Source organism: Streptomyces sp. NPDC096152 (assembly GCF_044763235.1).
GTDB lineage: Bacteria > Actinomycetota > Actinomycetes > Streptomycetales > Streptomycetaceae > Streptomyces.
Genome location: NZ_JBIWFW010000003.1, coordinates 302,332 through 316,982 on the forward strand (window position 1 = coordinate 302,332; position 14,651 = coordinate 316,982).

The following is a 14,651-nucleotide window of genomic DNA, read 5'->3' on the forward strand; positions in this document are numbered from 1 at the left end:
GCCGCCCCAAGCTCCCGACGCCCCCACCGCACAAGACGCCCCCGCACCCTCCAGCACACGGGCGCCACCACGCACCCCACCGCACCCGACCTCCACAGCACGCGCCGCACCCGCACCCGCACCCGCACCGACCGCGGCGGACGCCGACCAGGTCACCGGTACGCCCCACCCCGAAGGCCGCCCCAAGCTCCCGACGCCCCCACCGCACAAGACGCCCCCGCACCCTCCAGCACACGGGCGCCACCACGCACCCCACCGCACCCGACCTCCACGCCGCGCGTCGCACCCGCCCGGGGGCCCCCGCCGTCCCACCCACCCCCCCGGGGCCGGGATAACCTCGGCTCATGAGCAGGCCTCCCAGCTTTGTTCCGCCGTCCGGTGCGCGGGCCTACCGTCTGCGCACGGCGCGGGGTGAGTTCGCCGTGGTCGACGCGCCGGCCGAGGCCGGAGTCGAGCCGAGGGGCACCGTGCTGCTGCTGCCGGGGTTCACCGGGAGCAAGGAGGACTTCAACCCGCTGCACGAGCCGCTCGCGGCGCGCGGGTACCGGACGGTGGCCGTCGACGGGCGCGGGCAGTTCGAGTCGGACGGACCCGTGGACGACGAGTCCGCGTACGCGCAGGAGGAACTCGCGCGGGACGTGCTCGCCCAGGCCGCCGCGCTCGGCACGGCCCTGCACCTGCTCGGGCACTCCCTCGGCGGGCAGATCGCGCGGGCGGCCGTGCTCCTCGACCACTCCCCCTTCGTCTCGCTCACCCTCATGGCGTCGGGCCCGGCGCACATCTCCGTCGCCCAGCAGCAGCGCGTGAAGCTGCTGCGGGACGCGCTCGGCGTGATGTCGATGGACGTCGTGTGGGAGGCCATCCAGGCGATGGAGCCTCCGGAGGAGACCGACACCGGCGCCGAACTCGACGCCGGTCTCGACGACCGGCACGACCTGCGGCGTCGCTGGCTGGGCAACAAGCCGGCGCAACTACTCGCCACGGGGCTTCAGTTGTGCGTCGAGCCGGACCGGGTCGCCGAACTCTCCGCCCTTCCCCTGCCGTTCCATGTCCTGTCCGGGGCGCGCGACGACGCCTGGCCGGTGCCGGTCCTCGACGAGATGGCCGTACGGCTGCGGGCGCGGCGCACGGTCGTCCAGGGGGCCGACCACTCCCCCAACTGCGACCGGCCCCTCCCCACCGCGCACGCCCTCGCCGACTTCTGGGACGCGGCCGTCCGCCACGCCGGCCCTGACGGCGCCCACGACCCCGCCGGCTAGACCGCCGGACCAGCGCCGCCGGGCTCCGGCATACGCCCCCCGGCGCCGGGCCGTTCGCCGGCCCCCCGCTCTCAGGTCTCCGGCGCCTGGCGCCCGCAGCCCGGCGCCAAGCCGAACCAAACCGGACCGAACCGGACCGGGCTCGCGAGCCCGCGGGCCCGCCCCCAGTGCCGCGCCTGCCTCAGTACTGCCCCTGCAAGTGCTCCCAGAAGCCGTCCCGCAGGGCGCGACGCAGGTCCGACTGACCGCGCAGGGAGTACTGGAGGATGCCCTCGGCCTCCACCAGCAGGTCCTGGTCGACGGAGCCGGGCAGGTAGGGGTGGCCGGGCAGCAGGTCCACCAGCGCCCCCCGGCCCCGTGCCGCCAGCCACTTCGCCGCGATCTGCGCTCCCACGAAGCGGACGTCCTCGCGGGCGGGCCGGACCGTGCCGGCGGTCTCGTAGGTGGCCGCGGTGCGCCGTGACACGTAGGGCTTGAAGAAGTCGAGGTCGAAGGTGCGCTGGCTGTCGACCTCCCACAGCAGCGGCTCGGCCTGGTTGCGGCCCTCGGGGGCCTCGATGCCCCACAGGTGGACCCGGGCACCGTAGCCCTGGGCCGCCTCGACCGCCGAGACGAGGTCCTCGTCGCCGCCGAGCAGCGCGGCGTCGCTGATGGCGCGGTGCCGGGCCAGGGACTCCAGGTCCGAGCGGATGAGGGAGTCGACGCCCTTCTGCTGGTTGTTGGCGTTGAGGTTGCCGAGGCGGACCTTGACGTCCGGCAGCTCGGCGATCGTCTGCTGCTCGGCGGTGTGGATGCGGCGCCGGGCGCCGTCGTACCAGTAGACGCGCAGCAGACGGCTGTCCGCAAAGATCGAGCGCGCCTTGTCGATGAGCGCGTCGATCAGCCCCTCCGCGTCCAGGTCGAAGGCGCGGCGGTCCTCCGTCCCCGCCACCAGCCGGCCCGCGGCCGCGTACAGATACCCGGCGTCCACGAAGATCGCGTGGGTCGAGGGCGTCTTCGCCACCTCGGCGAGCATGCGTTCCAGCAGCTCGTTCGTGCGCTCGATGCGGCCGGACAGCGCCGCGAGGTCGTCGTTCATCGCCTCCATTGTCCCGGCGGTCACACAGCGGACACAACTGGTCCCGGTCGGTCCCGCGCCGATGCCCTACCGGTCGGTAGTTAGACGTTCGAAAAATTTCTTTAGCGTAGGGAATGTTTGTAACACGCAGCCCGTTGAATACGTACGGAGCAGGGGGCACTGCCGCCCCGTGCGCCAGCCACTCAGTAATTCTCCTCAGGAGGATGACCAGACGAAGGGAGAAGCCGTGCGCTTCGAGATCATGCGCCTCGACGAGGTCGACGGCACCACCGTGGACAGCACCGTCGTGGACGCCGCCTCCGTCAACCGGATCGTTCAGCAGGCCGCCGCCATCGGGCAGCGACTGTGGATCCGGCCGGCCGAGACCGCCGCCTCGTAACAGTCGGGACCGCGGCCGCGCGCAGGGCGACAACCACGGCCGCGCACCAAGCGGACGGCCACGCACCAGACGCGGATCACTCACCGCGAAAGCTTCGAAACCCCCGTACGGCACCGACGCCGTACGGGGGTTTCGCGCGTCCGAGGGCTCAGGCGCCCTTGATCACCTGCATGATCCCGTTGATGATCTGCTGCACGGCGATGGCGGAGAGCATCATGCCCGCGAGCCGCGTCACCAGGACCACACCACCGTCCTTGATCACCCGGATGATCAGCAGCGAGTAGCGCATCACCAGCCACAGCACGACGTGGATGGCGAGGATCGCCGACCACACCGAGACCTGGGTGGCCACGGTGCCCGCCTTCTGCACGGCGAGGATGACGGACACGATCGCGCCGGGCCCGGCCAGCAGCGGCATCCCCAGCGGGACGAGGGCGACGTTCACGTCCTTGGTCTGCTGCGGCTCGTCGGTCTTGCCGGTGAGCAGGTCGAGCGCGATCAGCAGGAGCAACAGGCCGCCGGCGATCATCAACGCCGGCACGGAGACGTGCAGGTAGTCCAGGATCTGGTGGCCGAGCACGCCGAACACGGCGATGACACCGCCGGCCACGCAGACGGCCTGGAAGGCCATCCGTTTCTGCACCTTGGCGGGGCGTCCCGCGGTCAGCGCCAGGAAGATCGGGGTGATCCCGGGGGGATCCATGATCACGAAGAGGGTCAGGAAGAGGGAGCCGAAGACGGCGATGTCGAACATGGGTGTGGAAGGGCCTTGCTCAAGAAGTACGGCGCTACGGACGTACGGGCGTACGGACGCACCGAGGTACGGGACTACGGAAAGGGAGGAAGAAAGAGGGGTGAGAAGGGTGGCGACGGCGTGCGGGGTCAGGCCCCGCCGGCCCCGGGCACAGGGAACGCTCCCGTCGCCCGCCGGGTGATCTCCCCGTACACCTCGGGGTCCGTCGTGAACTCACCGAGCGCGACGGTCTTCCGGCTGCCGTGGTAGTCGCTGGAGCCGGTCGCGAGGAGGCCCAGCTCCTTGGCCAGGCCGCGCAGCCGCGCCCGGGTCTCGAGGTCGTGGTCCATGTGGTCGACCTCGATGCCGTCGAGGCCGGCGGCGGCCAGCTCGGCGATCGCCGACTCCGGCACCGTACGGCCCCGTTTGACGGCCGCCGGGTGCGCGAACACACAGACGCCGCCTGCGCCCTTGACCAGCCGGATCGCCTCGAAGGGGTCCGTCTCGTGCTTCGCCACGTAGGCCCGGCCGCCGTCACCGAGCCACTGCTCGGTGAAGGCGTCGTTCACGCTCGGCACGACGCCGAGTTCGACGAGCGCGGAGGCGACGTGAGGCCGGCCCACCGAGCCCTCGCCGGCGATCCGCGCGACCTGCTCCCAGGTCACCGGCACGTCCAGCGCGTTCAGCTTGGCGATCATGCCCTTGGCCCGCGGCACCCGGTCGTCCCGGACCAGCTCGCGCTCGGCGAGCAGGGCGGGCTCCTCGGGGTCGAAGAGGTACGCCAGCAGGTGCATGCTGACCCCGTCGAGACGGCAGGAGAGCTCGGCGCCGGTGACGAGGGTGAGTCCCTCGGGCAGCGCGGCGATCGCCTCGGCGTGGCCGCGGGTGGTGTCGTGGTCGGTCAGCGCGACGACGTCCAGTCCGGCCGCCGCGGCGTGACGCACCAGTTCGGCCGGGGTGTCCGTGCCGTCGGAAGCCGTGGAGTGGGTGTGCAGGTCGATGCGCACGACACGGACTCCAGACGGTGACGGGACGGAAGGGGACACCCAAGGATAACGGGAGAATGAGGGTGCCCTGTCACACCCGCCGGGGCGGTGCACCCCCTACACGCGCCCCACCCCGCCCCGCTGCACGGCCATGCGCTCCCAGACGATCTCCGTACGGCCGCATCGCCCCGCGGATCCGCCTCTCAGCGCCGCTCGGCAGCCCCGCCGGACCGCCCAGCAGCCCCCACGGGCAGCCTCTCCGGACCGTCAAGCAGCCCCACCGGCCACCCCTCAGCCCCGCCGGGCAGCCCAGCAGCCGCACCAGGCAGGCACGCAGCCCCCGCCGGATCGCCCCTCAGGGCTGAAGCAGCCGAGGGGACAGCGCCCCGCACGGGACCAGCTCGACCTCGGCCCCCGCGTCCCGCAGGTCTGCCAGCACGAGTTCGTCGTACATGAGCAGGCCCGACTGTTCGGGCCACACCACCGCCCACAGCCACAGCCCGCGCGCCTCGCCCGCGAAGACGGCGCGGTCGTCCGGCGTGCCGGAGACGTGCCACAGCGGGGTCGGCCGGCCGCCGGCCAGGACCTTGGCGTCCGGCGGTTTCTCCACATCCAGGTACGGGCCGGGGTCGGGGCCGTCGACGCCCGCGTACCGCGCGCCGAGGCCGACGCCGAGCTCCTCGGCGACCAGGATCAGCTCCCCCATGCCCCCCAGCGGGGCGGGGCCGGAACAGGCCACGGCAGTGGCGCGGCCGCCGCCGCGGTCGTCACCGGCGCTGGCCACGCCCGTGAACAGCCAGCCCACCGGCAGCGGCCAGGGCATCCACACCGGCACCTGCGTGCGATGCACCACCACGCTGAGGGCCTCGACGCTGGGCGGGATCACGGGCTGCAGCGGATGCACCGACCCGTGGACATCGCACTGCCAGGAATCGCTGAAGAGTCCGGGAGCCCTGACCCGGCCACCGCACTTCGGGCAACTGGGTTCGCCCCTCATAGGGCTCCACGCTCCTACCCCGACTGCGCCACGTCAAGGACGATCACCCGTCCGGACGGAACCGGCCCGGCGTCCCTCACCAGGGAGAACTAGATGTAATTTGCATTATTTAGGTCAGCTAACTTACTGTGTGCATATACCAACCATCTTCCCCGACCCGGGATTGGAGTGCGCATGGACCCCTTCGACGCGGGTGCGGGCGGCATCCTGCGGCAGCCGAAGGCAGTCTGGGCGACGGCCGGCGCGTCCGTCGTCGCCTTCATGGGCATCGGACTCGTCGACCCCATCCTTCCCTCCATCGCCAAGGGCCTGGACGCCACCGCGAGCCAGGTCTCCCTGCTCTTCACCTCGTACTTCCTGATCACCGCCTTCGCGATGCTGGTGACCGGGTTCGTCTCCAGCCGGATCGGCGGCCGCCGGACGCTGCTGCTCGGGCTCGCCCTCGTCGTGGTCTTCGCGGGGCTCGCGGGCACCTCCGGCACGGTCGGCCAGCTCGTCGGCTTCCGGGCCGGCTGGGGCCTCGGCAACGCGCTCTTCGTCTCCACCGCCCTCGCGGTGATCGTCGGGGCCGCGGCCGGGGGCAGCGCCGCGGCGATCCTGCTCTACGAGTCCGCGCTCGGCCTCGGCATGGCGTGCGGGCCCCTGGTGGGCGCACTGCTCGGCGACGCGAGCTGGCGCTACCCCTTCTTCGGCACCGCGTTCCTGATGGCGGTCGGCTTCCTGTGCATCACGGCGTTCCTCGAGGAGCAGCCGAAGCCGGCGCGGAAGACGTCCCTGCTCGACCCGGTCCGGGCGCTCGGCCACGGCGGTCTCGCCTCGGCGGCGGTGTCGGCGTTCTTCTACAACTACACGTTCTTCACCGTGCTTGCCTTCACTCCGTTCGTGCTGGACATGACCCCGTACAAGTCGGGGGCGGTCTTCTTCGCCTGGGGCCTGCTGCTCGCCGTCTTCTCGGTGATCGTGGCGCCGCGGATGCAGGAGCGGTTCGGCTCGCTCAAGGTGCTCGGCGGCTCGCTGGTGCTGCTGGCGGCCGACGTGGTCGTCCTCGGCTACGGCGACCACACCACCGCGATCGTCTGCACGATCCTGTCGGGCGCGTTCATCGGCGTGAACAACACCGTCTACACCGAGCTGGCCCTGGGCGTGTCCGACGCGCCGCGCCCGGTGGCGAGCGCGGGCTACAACTTCGTGCGCTGGTTCGCGGCCGCCGCCGCGCCCTACCTCGCGCCGAAGATCGAGGAGTGGAGCGACCTGCACATGCCGTTCCTGGTCGCGGGCGCCACCGCGGTGGTGGGCGCGCTCGTGGTGTTCGTACGGCGCGGGGCCCTGGTCCACGAGGCGCGGGAGCTCCAGCCGCGGCACGCCACCGAGGACGGCGTCGGCGTCTTCGCCAACTGACACTGGGCGAGCGGGCGTTGGGTGAGCCTGCTCACTCCAGCGGGACGGACGCGCGGGACGGGTCCCGGAGGTCCGTCCCGTGCGTCAGCCAGCGCTCCTGGAGGGCCTGCGCGCCGTGCACCCGCTTCCAGGCGGCCTCGTTCGGGGTCATCGGCAGCAGCGGCAGGAACCGTACGGGGTCCAGCGGCTCGTCGAGCTCCAGGTCCTCGACCAGGCCGCCCGGCTCGGCCACCAGGACCGAGGTGAAGGGCGCGCCCGGCCACAGCGGCCCACCCACGTCGAGCGAGGCTCCTGGCGCCACCACCACACCCTCGACCTGCGGGGACGCGGCGAGCACGGCGAGCGGCCGAAGCACCTTGTCGGTTTCCGCGAGGCCCGCCCGGACGGAGAGGACCAGTTCCGCGCGGGGGCCCTTGACGGGGTCGGCGAGCGTGGCCGTGGGGTCGGTCATGGGGTGGGCGGACATGCCGAGCGTGGCGTACCGGACGAGGGCGCCTTCCCTGCCGTCGTCCCGGAAGCGCAGCACCTCGACCCGGTCCGTACCGAGGAAGGTGACCGCGGCGCGCGCGTCCGGCTCGCCCAGCGCGGAGCGCAGCCGGGCCTCGACCAGAGGAAGAACATCATCCATGCGGCGAGCATAGAACTCGTCAGTGCCGGGCAAAGCGGCGCCTTGACACGTCAGCCGACTGATACTCTTGCGCGGTGGTTCGGGGCAGCACGCAGAAGCGTTGCGTATCGGATCCCGACACCGATGAACGCCCCCTTCGGGGGCACCCTTTCACTAGGGCGTGGATCGTCCCTCACGAGGGACCGGCCGGAGGAGGTGGGGCTGTCATGGATCGAAGTCGACCGTGCAGTACCACCCGCTCTTCCGGCCGCTGATGTAGCTTCCGGCCCCCGTCACGGGGCCTCTGACGTAGCTTTTCTGGCCTCCCGCCGGCTGCCGCCTCTCGCTTCGCGTGCCACCACGGAAGAGCGCTTCGTTTCGTAGTGCCTGATCCGTCTGACCTCAGTCAGCAGCTGAATCAGCAACAGAAGGCGCCACCGCGACGGTGCGGTGCTCCCCGCTTTGTGGACGTGCCAAACATCCTTCCCCTGCCTGAAGGGCGAGGAGACCCCTTGTCAGGACGTCCCCATTCCGGGCAGTTCCAACCGTCACAGCGCGGCCTTTCGTTGCTCGTTGCGAAGGAGCTCTGCCATGTCGATGATCCGTGACCTGCGTGCCGTGGTCCGCCCGTCCCGCCCGGCCGCCACGCGCAAGGACAACGGCACGTACGACACCACGCGGGACCCCGCCACGCCCTCCGCCGTCGTCGACTGCGCCGTCTACCGCGACGGCGTCCGGGTCCGGACGGACCAGCCGGTCGGCCCGCAGGAGGCGATGCGCCTGGTGCGGCGCGACGGAGGCTTCGTGTGGATCGGACTGCACGAGCCGACCGAGGCCGAATTCGCCGGGATCGCCGGGGAGTTCGGACTGCACCCGCTGGCCGTGGAGGACGCGGTGCAGGCCCACCAGCGGCCCAAGCTGGAGCGGTACGACGACTCCCTGTTCACCGTCTTCAAGACCATCCACTACGTCGACCACGACAAGCTCACCGCCAACAGCGAGGTCGTCGAGACCGGCGAGGTGATGTGCTTCACCGGCCGGGACTTCTTCATCACCGTCCGGCACGGCGGCCAGGGCTCGCTGCGCGCGCTGCGGCACCGGCTGCAGGACGACCCGGAACTGCTGGCCAAGGGCCCCTCGGCGGTGCTGCACGCCATCGCCGACCACGTCGTCGACGGGTACATCGCGGTCGTGGACGCCCTGCAGGACGACATCGACGAGGTGGAGACGGAGGTGTTCTCGCCCGGCCGGAAGGGGACCCCGCGCGGCACGGACGCCGGCCGGATCTACCAACTCAAGCGGGAGATCCTGGAGTTCAAGCGGGCGGTGGCGCCGCTGCTGCGGCCGATGCAGCTGCTGAGCGAGCGTCCGATGCGGCTGGTCGACCCGGACATCCAGAAGTACTTCCGGGACGTGGCCGACCACCTCGCCCGGGTGCAGGAGCAGGTCGTGGGCTTCGACGAGCTGCTGAACTCGATCCTCCAGGCCAACCTGGCGCAGGCGTCGGTGGCGCAGAACGAGGACATGCGGAAGATCACTTCGTGGGCCGCCATCATCGCCGTGCCGACGATGGTGTGCGGGGTGTACGGCATGAACTTCCAGTACATGCCGGAGCTGCACTGGAGGTACGGCTACCCGGTGATCATGAGCGTCACGGTCGCCATCTGCCTCGGCATCCACCGCATGCTGAAGCGGAACGGCTGGCTGTGAGCGGGATCGTTACCCTTCTGCCATGACTAGCGAGCTGCTCGACCAGGCCCTCGTCGAGGAGGCCACCAAGAAGTCCGGCCTCATCTGGGTCCGGGGCCCCGGTGCCCCGGCACGTGCCCTGTGGCACGTCTGGTACGAGGGCGCGGCCTGCCTGGTCGGCGACGGGCCCGGCGAGCAGCCGCTGCCGGGGCTGGCCGACGGGGCGGCGGCCGAGGTGACGGTGCGCAGCAAGGACAAGGGCGGACGGCTGGTCACCTGGTCCGCGCGGGTCGCGGAACTGGCGCCGGACTCACCGGCGTGGGAGGCGACGGTGGCCGAGCTGAAGGGCAAGCGGCTGAACGCGTCCGACGGCGAGGCCATGCCGCGGCGGTGGGCCCGGGAGTGCCGGGTGGTCCGCCTGGAGCCCACGGGGACGACGGCCCCGCTGCCCGACGGCGCGCTGGCCGAGCCGCCGCTTCCCACGCCCGCCACGACCCGGCAGCCGGCCCCCGCGGGGCTGCCGCGGCTGCTGCTGAAGAGACGCGGACGGAAGTAGGGCCGCGGGGCGGGACCGCGGGTGCCGCCGCTTCAGGAGGTGGGGAGCTGCCGGCCGTAGTCGACCGTGTCCTCCTGCTTCGGCCGGCTGAGGGGGAAGTCCTTTCCCCAGTCCGTGAAGCCCAGGGTGCCCGCGCCGCCCGCGCGCACCAGGCGCACGGGGTACGGCTTGCCCTCCAGGGAGACGTCCAGGGTGCCGCCGGAGCCCTTGTCGGCGGTGATGCGGATGGTGCGGACACCGGACTGCTCGTGGTGGCCGTCCGTCGCCAGCGTGCCGTGCAGCGTCAGCAGACCGTCGAGGAGGACGCTCTTGTCCGTGAAGCCGACGAAGCGCTTGTACGAGGGATCGCTCTGGGGCACCTTCACGTACTTGCCGTCAAGCTTGTCCGCGACCCCGGAGCCCTTGCCGCCGCCGTCGGCCTTGTTCCAGAACCCGGCGTTCGCCTTCAGGTACAGCCGCTCCCCGATCCGCAGCAGCCCGAGGGCCACCCCCTGCGAGGTGACCGTGCCGGCGGCGCCGTCGGACCGCAGCCGCATGTCGATCCGGTATGTACGGTTGTTGCTGACGACGTTCCCGGACAGGTGCACGGTGCCGGCGGCGTCGGCGGCCGCGCGGGCCCTGGTCTGGATCTTGGCGGGCGGCAGTTTGCCGACCCCGTTCGTGCCCGCGTCGGGGTCGTCCGCGGCGCACCCCGTCAGCCCCGTCGTCCCCGTCACGACCAGCGCGCACAGCGCGCTCAGCAGCGCGGCCCGGCGGGTTCGGCCCTGGGGAATCGCAGTCACAGGTGGGGCTGCCTTTCTGACGGACGTCCTGAGCGGCACAGGCAGCGTACCGGGGCGGGCGGCGGCCCACGGAGCCAGTCCGTCCGGACCCTCACCAGGGCGTATCCGAACGGTACGGGCTAGCCTGAAGCCCACCTGAGCGGGCATTTGGGAAATGCGACCCAGCAGACTCACGGAAACACAGCACGCATCACAGAGCACGTAAAGGAGGCGCGGTCATGGCAGCGGCCGCCCCCAAGATCTTCGTCTCGCACCTCGCCGGTGTCGCCGTCTTCGATCCGACGGGCGACCAGGTGGGGCGCGTGCGCGATCTGGTCGTCATGCTGCGCGTCGGGCGCCGGCCGCCCCGCCTGCTCGGGCTGGTCGTCGAACTCGCCACCCGGCGCCGCATCTTCCTGCCCATGACGCGGGTGACGAGCGTCGAGTCCGGCCAGGTCATCACCACGGGGGTGCTCAACGTCCGGCGCTTCGAGCAGCGGCCCACCGAGCGGCTGGTCTTCGGCGAACTGTTCGACCGGCGGGTGCGGCTGGTGGAGACGGGCGAGGAGGTCACGGTCCTGGACGTGTCCGTGCAGCAGCTGCCCGCCCGCCGGGACTGGGAGATCGACCGTGTCTTCGTGCGCAAGGGGAAGAAGGGCGGCGCCTTCCGGCGCGCCAAGGGCGAGACGCTGACGGTGGAGTGGTCCGCGGTCACCGGCTTCTCCCTGGAGGAGCACGGGCAGGGCGCGGAGAACCTGCTCGCCACCTTCGAGCAGCTGCGCCCCGCCGACCTCGCCAACGTGCTGCACCACCTCTCCCCCAAGCGCCGCTCCGAGGTCGCCGCCGCCCTCGACGACGACCGGCTCGCGGACGTCCTGGAGGAGCTGCCGGAGGACGACCAGATCGAGATCCTCGGCAAGCTCCAGGAGGAGCGCGCCGCCGACGTGCTGGAGGCCATGGACCCCGACGACGCGGCCGACCTGCTCGCGGAGCTGCCCGAGGAGGACAAGGAGCGCCTGCTGAGCCTGATGCAGCCCTCCGACGCCGCCGACATGCGCCGGCTGATGTCGTACGAGGAGCACACGGCCGGCGGTCTGATGACGACGGAGCCGATCGTGCTGCGCCCGGACGCGACCGTCGCCGACGCCCTGGCCCGCGTCCGCAACCCCGACCTCTCCCCCGCGCTCGCCGCCCAGGTCTACGTGTGCCGACCGCCGGACGAGACGCCGACCGGCAAGTACCTGGGCACGGTGCACTTCCAGCGCCTGCTGCGCGACCCGCCGTACACCCTGGTCAGCTCGCTGGTGGACCAGGACCTGCAGCCGCTGTCCCCCGACGCGGCGCTGCCGGTCGTCGCCGGGTTCTTCGCGACGTACGACATGGTCGCGGCGCCCGTCGTGGACGAGTCGGGCTCGCTGCTGGGCGTGGTGACCGTGGACGACGTCCTGGACCACATGCTGCCCGACGACTGGCGGGAGACCGAGTTCCACCTGGACGAGGGGGCGGCCGCCCATGGCTCCTGAGCGTGAGAGCGGCCGCGAGCGGCATCCGGCGGGCGCCACCGCCGCCACCCGGCCGCGGACCTCCCGGCTCGACCAGCCGGGCCCGCGCCGGCGCAGGCTGCTGCCCGAGTACGACCCGGAGGCCTTCGGGCGGCTGTCGGAGCGGATCGCGCGCTTCCTGGGCACCGGGCGGTTCATCGTCTGGATGACGGTCGTGATCATCGCGTGGCTGACGTGGAACGTGACCGCGCCGAGCCATCTGCGCTTCGACCCGTACCCGTTCATCTTCCTGACGCTGATGCTGTCCCTGCAGGCCTCCTACGCGGCGCCGCTGATCCTGCTGGCGCAGAACCGGCAGGACGACCGGGACCGGGTCAACCTGGAGCAGGACCGCAAGCAGAACGAGCGGTCGATCGCCGACACCGAGTACCTGACCCGGGAGATCGCCGCGCTGCGCATGGGCCTCGGCGAGGTGGCCACCCGCGACTGGATCCGCTCCGAACTGCAGGACCTCGTCAAGGAGCTGGAGGAGCTCCGGGTCGACGGGCACCGCGAGGGCGTATTCCCGGCGGATCACCCGCCCCGGCGTGACATGGACGACCGCTGACGGGGGTCCCGGGCCTGCGGCCGGGCGCCGTACCATCGTCCTTATGGCTACGGAAGACGCGGTGCGCGAAGCGCTGGCGACGGTGAACGACCCCGAGATCCACCGACCGATCACCGAGCTCGGGATGGTCAAATCGGTGGAGATCGGCGCGGACGGAGCGGTCGCGGTCACCGTGTACCTGACGGTCTCCGGCTGTCCGATGCGCGACACGATCACCCAGCGGGTGACCGAGGCCGTCTCGCGGGTCGAGGGCGTCACCCGCGTCGACGTCACGCTCGACGTGATGAGCGACGAGCAGCGCCGTGAGCTGGCGGCCGCCCTGCGCGGCGGCCAGGCCGAGCGCGAGGTGCCCTTCGCCAAGCCGGGCAGCCTGACCCGGGTGTACGCGGTCGCCTCCGGCAAGGGCGGCGTCGGCAAGTCGTCGGTGACGGTCAACCTGGCGGCGGCGATGGCCGCGGACGGCCTGAAGGTCGGTGTCGTGGACGCCGACATCTACGGCCACAGCGTGCCCCGCATGCTGGGCGCCGAGGGGCGTCCCACCCAGGTCGAGAACATGATCATGCCGCCGTCCGCGAACGGCGTGAAGGTCATCTCCATCGGCATGTTCACCCCGGGCAACGCGCCGGTCGTCTGGCGCGGCCCGATGCTGCACCGCGCGCTCCAGCAGTTCCTGGCCGACGTGTACTGGGGCGACCTGGACGTCCTGCTCCTCGACCTGCCGCCGGGCACGGGCGACATCGCCATCTCGGTCGCGCAGCTCGTGCCGAACGCCGAGATCCTGGTCGTGACGACCCCGCAGCAGGCGGCGGCCGAGGTGGCCGAGCGGGCGGGCTCGATCGCCGTGCAGACCCACCAGAAGATCGTCGGCGTGGTCGAGAACATGTCCGGCCTGCCCTGCCCGCACTGCGACGAGATGGTCGACGTCTTCGGCACCGGCGGCGGCCAGGTGGTGGCGGACGGCCTGACCCGCACGACGGGCGCGACGGTCCCGGTCCTCGGCTCCATCCCGATCGACGTCCGGCTGCGCGAGGGCGGCGACGACGGCCGGCCGGTCGTGCTGACCGACCCCGACTCCCCGGCGGGCTCCGCGCTGCGGGCGATCGCGGGGAAGCTGGGCGGCCGCCAGCGCGGCCTGTCGGGCCTTTCGCTGGGGATCACCCCGAAGAACAAGTTCTAGCGGCCCGGCGGCCCGGACTCCCGCCTGCCGCGGGCCGGCCGTCCGGCGCATGCGCCGCGCACAGCGCGAGGGCGCCGTCCTGACCCGGACGGCGCCCTCGCCGTATGCCCGCCGTGATCGCCGTGATCGCCGTGACTAGGCGTACGCCGCGATGTCCTTGACGGCGGCGAAGCCCAGGCCGTACGCGCTCATGCCGCGGCCGTACGCGCCGACGTGGACGCCCTGCGAGGTCGTTCCGGCGAGCACCCAGCCGAACTCGGACTCGCGGTAGTGGAAGGGGGCCGGGACGCCGTCCACGGGGAGGGAGAGCGTCGACCAGGCCGGTCCCGCCAGGTCGTCGGCCAGCACCCAGGCCGTCTCCGTCTGCTGCTCCAGCCAGTCGTCCCGCAGGCTGTGGTCCATCTGGCCGGGCCAGGTGAAGGACAGCAGCCCCACCCCGGCGAGCCAGGCCGCCGAGGACACCGAGGTGGCCTCCAGCAGCCCCGTGCCGTCCGCGCTGCGCCGCACCGGGTTGGCGGCGACGGTCACCACGACCGCGAACTTCTCCTTGGGGTCGTCCGGGGAGCCGGACACGTACTCGTTGCGTACGGAGGGCTCGTCGCCGTGCCCGATCGAACCGTGTTCCACGGAACCGTCGGCCGAGGTGCCCACCTGCATCAGCCAGCGCGGCCCCGTGAAGGCCTCGTCGAGGCCGTACCACGGGAAGGGCGCCAGCAGGTAGCCGTCGACCGTGCGCCGGGCGGAGGGGGCCTGTTGTCCGTCCTCCGCGGCCGGCGCCTGCGCGACCGCCCTACTTGTCGTCTCCATGTGCCCGGACGCCTCCTCGTTCTCGTCGGACCGGGGCGGCCCGCCCCCCTTCGGGCGTACTCGTCCGGTCCGCACAACGACTCGGCAGCATATCGACCCGGCTTCCGACGACGCG

General features: G+C 72.0%; 15 protein-coding genes. 8 read left to right on the forward strand and 7 right to left on the reverse strand.

Annotated features, from left to right (window positions below):
- Positions 1–344: 344 nt before the first annotated feature.
- On the forward strand, positions 345–1,259 hold the full coding sequence (locus tag ACIQ9G_RS11570) for an alpha/beta fold hydrolase (protein ID WP_403608286.1): 915 nt from the start codon (positions 345–347) through the stop codon (positions 1,257–1,259).
- A gap of 181 nt (positions 1,260–1,440) precedes the next feature.
- Here ACIQ9G_RS11570 and ACIQ9G_RS11575 read toward each other — a convergent pair whose 3' ends face one another.
- The gene (locus ACIQ9G_RS11575; protein ID WP_403608804.1) at positions 1,441–2,346 is read right to left on the reverse strand and encodes an NYN domain-containing protein; all 906 of its coding nucleotides are present in this window, start codon (positions 2,344–2,346) and stop codon (positions 1,441–1,443) included.
- A gap of 217 nt (positions 2,347–2,563) precedes the next feature.
- On the opposite strand from ACIQ9G_RS11575, the gene ACIQ9G_RS11580 reads away from it, so the two are divergent.
- Positions 2,564–2,716, forward strand: coding sequence for a hypothetical protein (locus tag ACIQ9G_RS11580; protein WP_356185829.1), 153 nt, complete (start codon positions 2,564–2,566; stop codon positions 2,714–2,716).
- Positions 2,717–2,864: 148 nt separating this feature from the next.
- Here the strand turns inward: ACIQ9G_RS11580 and ACIQ9G_RS11585 are convergent, their stop codons facing one another.
- The 3 genes from ACIQ9G_RS11585 to ACIQ9G_RS11595 form a co-directional block, all read right to left on the reverse strand.
- Entirely contained in the window at positions 2,865–3,470 is a 606-nt protein-coding gene (locus tag ACIQ9G_RS11585) for a MarC family protein (RefSeq protein ID WP_392191053.1), read from the reverse strand.
- A gap of 128 nt (positions 3,471–3,598) precedes the next feature.
- Positions 3,599–4,456 carry a PHP domain-containing protein gene (locus tag ACIQ9G_RS11590; protein ID WP_403608287.1) on the reverse strand — a complete coding sequence of 286 codons (858 nt, stop codon included), beginning with the start codon at positions 4,454–4,456 and terminating at the stop codon, positions 3,599–3,601.
- Positions 4,457–4,790: 334 nt separating this feature from the next.
- Positions 4,791–5,432: a DUF6758 family protein gene (locus ACIQ9G_RS11595; RefSeq protein WP_403608288.1), complete on the reverse strand. Its 642-nt coding sequence runs from the start codon at positions 5,430–5,432 to the stop codon at positions 4,791–4,793.
- 174 nt (positions 5,433–5,606) lie between these two features.
- On the opposite strand from ACIQ9G_RS11595, the gene ACIQ9G_RS11600 reads away from it, so the two are divergent.
- Positions 5,607–6,830 (forward strand): MFS transporter, encoded by a 1,224-nt coding sequence (locus tag ACIQ9G_RS11600; protein WP_403608289.1) that lies wholly within the window; start codon positions 5,607–5,609, stop codon positions 6,828–6,830.
- A 31-nt stretch (positions 6,831–6,861) separates the two neighbouring features.
- Here ACIQ9G_RS11600 and ACIQ9G_RS11605 read toward each other — a convergent pair whose 3' ends face one another.
- Positions 6,862–7,458: a suppressor of fused domain protein gene (locus tag ACIQ9G_RS11605; RefSeq protein ID WP_403608290.1), complete on the reverse strand. Its 597-nt coding sequence runs from the start codon at positions 7,456–7,458 to the stop codon at positions 6,862–6,864.
- A gap of 570 nt (positions 7,459–8,028) precedes the next feature.
- On the opposite strand from ACIQ9G_RS11605, the gene ACIQ9G_RS11610 reads away from it, so the two are divergent.
- Entirely contained in the window at positions 8,029–9,147 is a 1,119-nt protein-coding gene (locus ACIQ9G_RS11610) for a magnesium and cobalt transport protein CorA (RefSeq protein WP_403608291.1), read from the forward strand.
- Between the two features lie 22 nt (positions 9,148–9,169).
- Entirely contained in the window at positions 9,170–9,682 is a 513-nt protein-coding gene (locus ACIQ9G_RS11615) for a hypothetical protein (protein WP_403608292.1), read from the forward strand.
- A 32-nt stretch (positions 9,683–9,714) separates the two neighbouring features.
- Here ACIQ9G_RS11615 and ACIQ9G_RS11620 read toward each other — a convergent pair whose 3' ends face one another.
- Positions 9,715–10,464 (reverse strand): hypothetical protein, encoded by a 750-nt coding sequence (locus ACIQ9G_RS11620; protein ID WP_403608293.1) that lies wholly within the window; start codon positions 10,462–10,464, stop codon positions 9,715–9,717.
- A gap of 218 nt (positions 10,465–10,682) precedes the next feature.
- On the opposite strand from ACIQ9G_RS11620, the gene ACIQ9G_RS11625 reads away from it, so the two are divergent.
- The 3 genes from ACIQ9G_RS11625 to ACIQ9G_RS11635 are packed head-to-tail and all read left to right on the forward strand — an operon-like array spanning position 10,683 to position 13,729.
- Positions 10,683–11,966 (forward strand): magnesium transporter MgtE N-terminal domain-containing protein, encoded by a 1,284-nt coding sequence (locus ACIQ9G_RS11625; RefSeq protein ID WP_403608294.1) that lies wholly within the window; start codon positions 10,683–10,685, stop codon positions 11,964–11,966.
- Positions 11,956–12,552: a DUF1003 domain-containing protein gene (locus tag ACIQ9G_RS11630; protein ID WP_356185799.1), complete on the forward strand. Its 597-nt coding sequence runs from the start codon at positions 11,956–11,958 to the stop codon at positions 12,550–12,552. Before ACIQ9G_RS11625 ends, ACIQ9G_RS11630 begins: the two co-directional genes overlap by 11 nt.
- Before the next feature lie 43 nt (positions 12,553–12,595).
- Positions 12,596–13,729, forward strand: a complete 1,134-nt coding sequence (locus ACIQ9G_RS11635) for an Mrp/NBP35 family ATP-binding protein (RefSeq protein ID WP_356185796.1) — start codon at positions 12,596–12,598, stop codon at positions 13,727–13,729.
- 135 nt (positions 13,730–13,864) lie between these two features.
- On the opposite strand, the gene ACIQ9G_RS11640 is transcribed toward ACIQ9G_RS11635, so the two are convergent.
- Positions 13,865–14,536, reverse strand: a complete 672-nt coding sequence (locus ACIQ9G_RS11640; protein ID WP_403608295.1) for a hypothetical protein — start codon at positions 14,534–14,536, stop codon at positions 13,865–13,867.
- Positions 14,537–14,651 lie beyond the last annotated feature (115 nt).

Excerpts from the sequence above, each read along its gene's own strand:
- ACIQ9G_RS11595 (WP_403608288.1), bottom strand. The coding sequence starts at position 5,432 with ATGAGGGGCGAACCCAGTTGCCCGAAGTGCGGTGGCCGGGTCAGGGCT.
- ACIQ9G_RS11630 (WP_356185799.1), top strand. The coding sequence starts at position 11,956 with ATGGCTCCTGAGCGTGAGAGCGGCCGCGAGCGGCATCCGGCGGGCGCC.
- ACIQ9G_RS11625 (WP_403608294.1), top strand. The coding sequence starts at position 10,683 with ATGGCAGCGGCCGCCCCCAAGATCTTCGTCTCGCACCTCGCCGGTGTC.
- ACIQ9G_RS11610 (WP_403608291.1), top strand. The coding sequence starts at position 8,029 with ATGTCGATGATCCGTGACCTGCGTGCCGTGGTCCGCCCGTCCCGCCCG.
- ACIQ9G_RS11570 (WP_403608286.1), top strand. The coding sequence starts at position 345 with ATGAGCAGGCCTCCCAGCTTTGTTCCGCCGTCCGGTGCGCGGGCCTAC.
- ACIQ9G_RS11575 (WP_403608804.1), bottom strand. The coding sequence starts at position 2,346 with ATGGAGGCGATGAACGACGACCTCGCGGCGCTGTCCGGCCGCATCGAG.
- ACIQ9G_RS11585 (WP_392191053.1), bottom strand. The coding sequence starts at position 3,470 with ATGTTCGACATCGCCGTCTTCGGCTCCCTCTTCCTGACCCTCTTCGTG.
- ACIQ9G_RS11605 (WP_403608290.1), bottom strand. The coding sequence starts at position 7,458 with ATGGATGATGTTCTTCCTCTGGTCGAGGCCCGGCTGCGCTCCGCGCTG.
- ACIQ9G_RS11635 (WP_356185796.1), top strand. The coding sequence starts at position 12,596 with ATGGCTACGGAAGACGCGGTGCGCGAAGCGCTGGCGACGGTGAACGAC.
- ACIQ9G_RS11600 (WP_403608289.1), top strand. The coding sequence starts at position 5,607 with ATGGACCCCTTCGACGCGGGTGCGGGCGGCATCCTGCGGCAGCCGAAG.
- ACIQ9G_RS11615 (WP_403608292.1), top strand. The coding sequence starts at position 9,170 with ATGACTAGCGAGCTGCTCGACCAGGCCCTCGTCGAGGAGGCCACCAAG.
- ACIQ9G_RS11640 (WP_403608295.1), bottom strand. The coding sequence starts at position 14,536 with ATGGAGACGACAAGTAGGGCGGTCGCGCAGGCGCCGGCCGCGGAGGAC.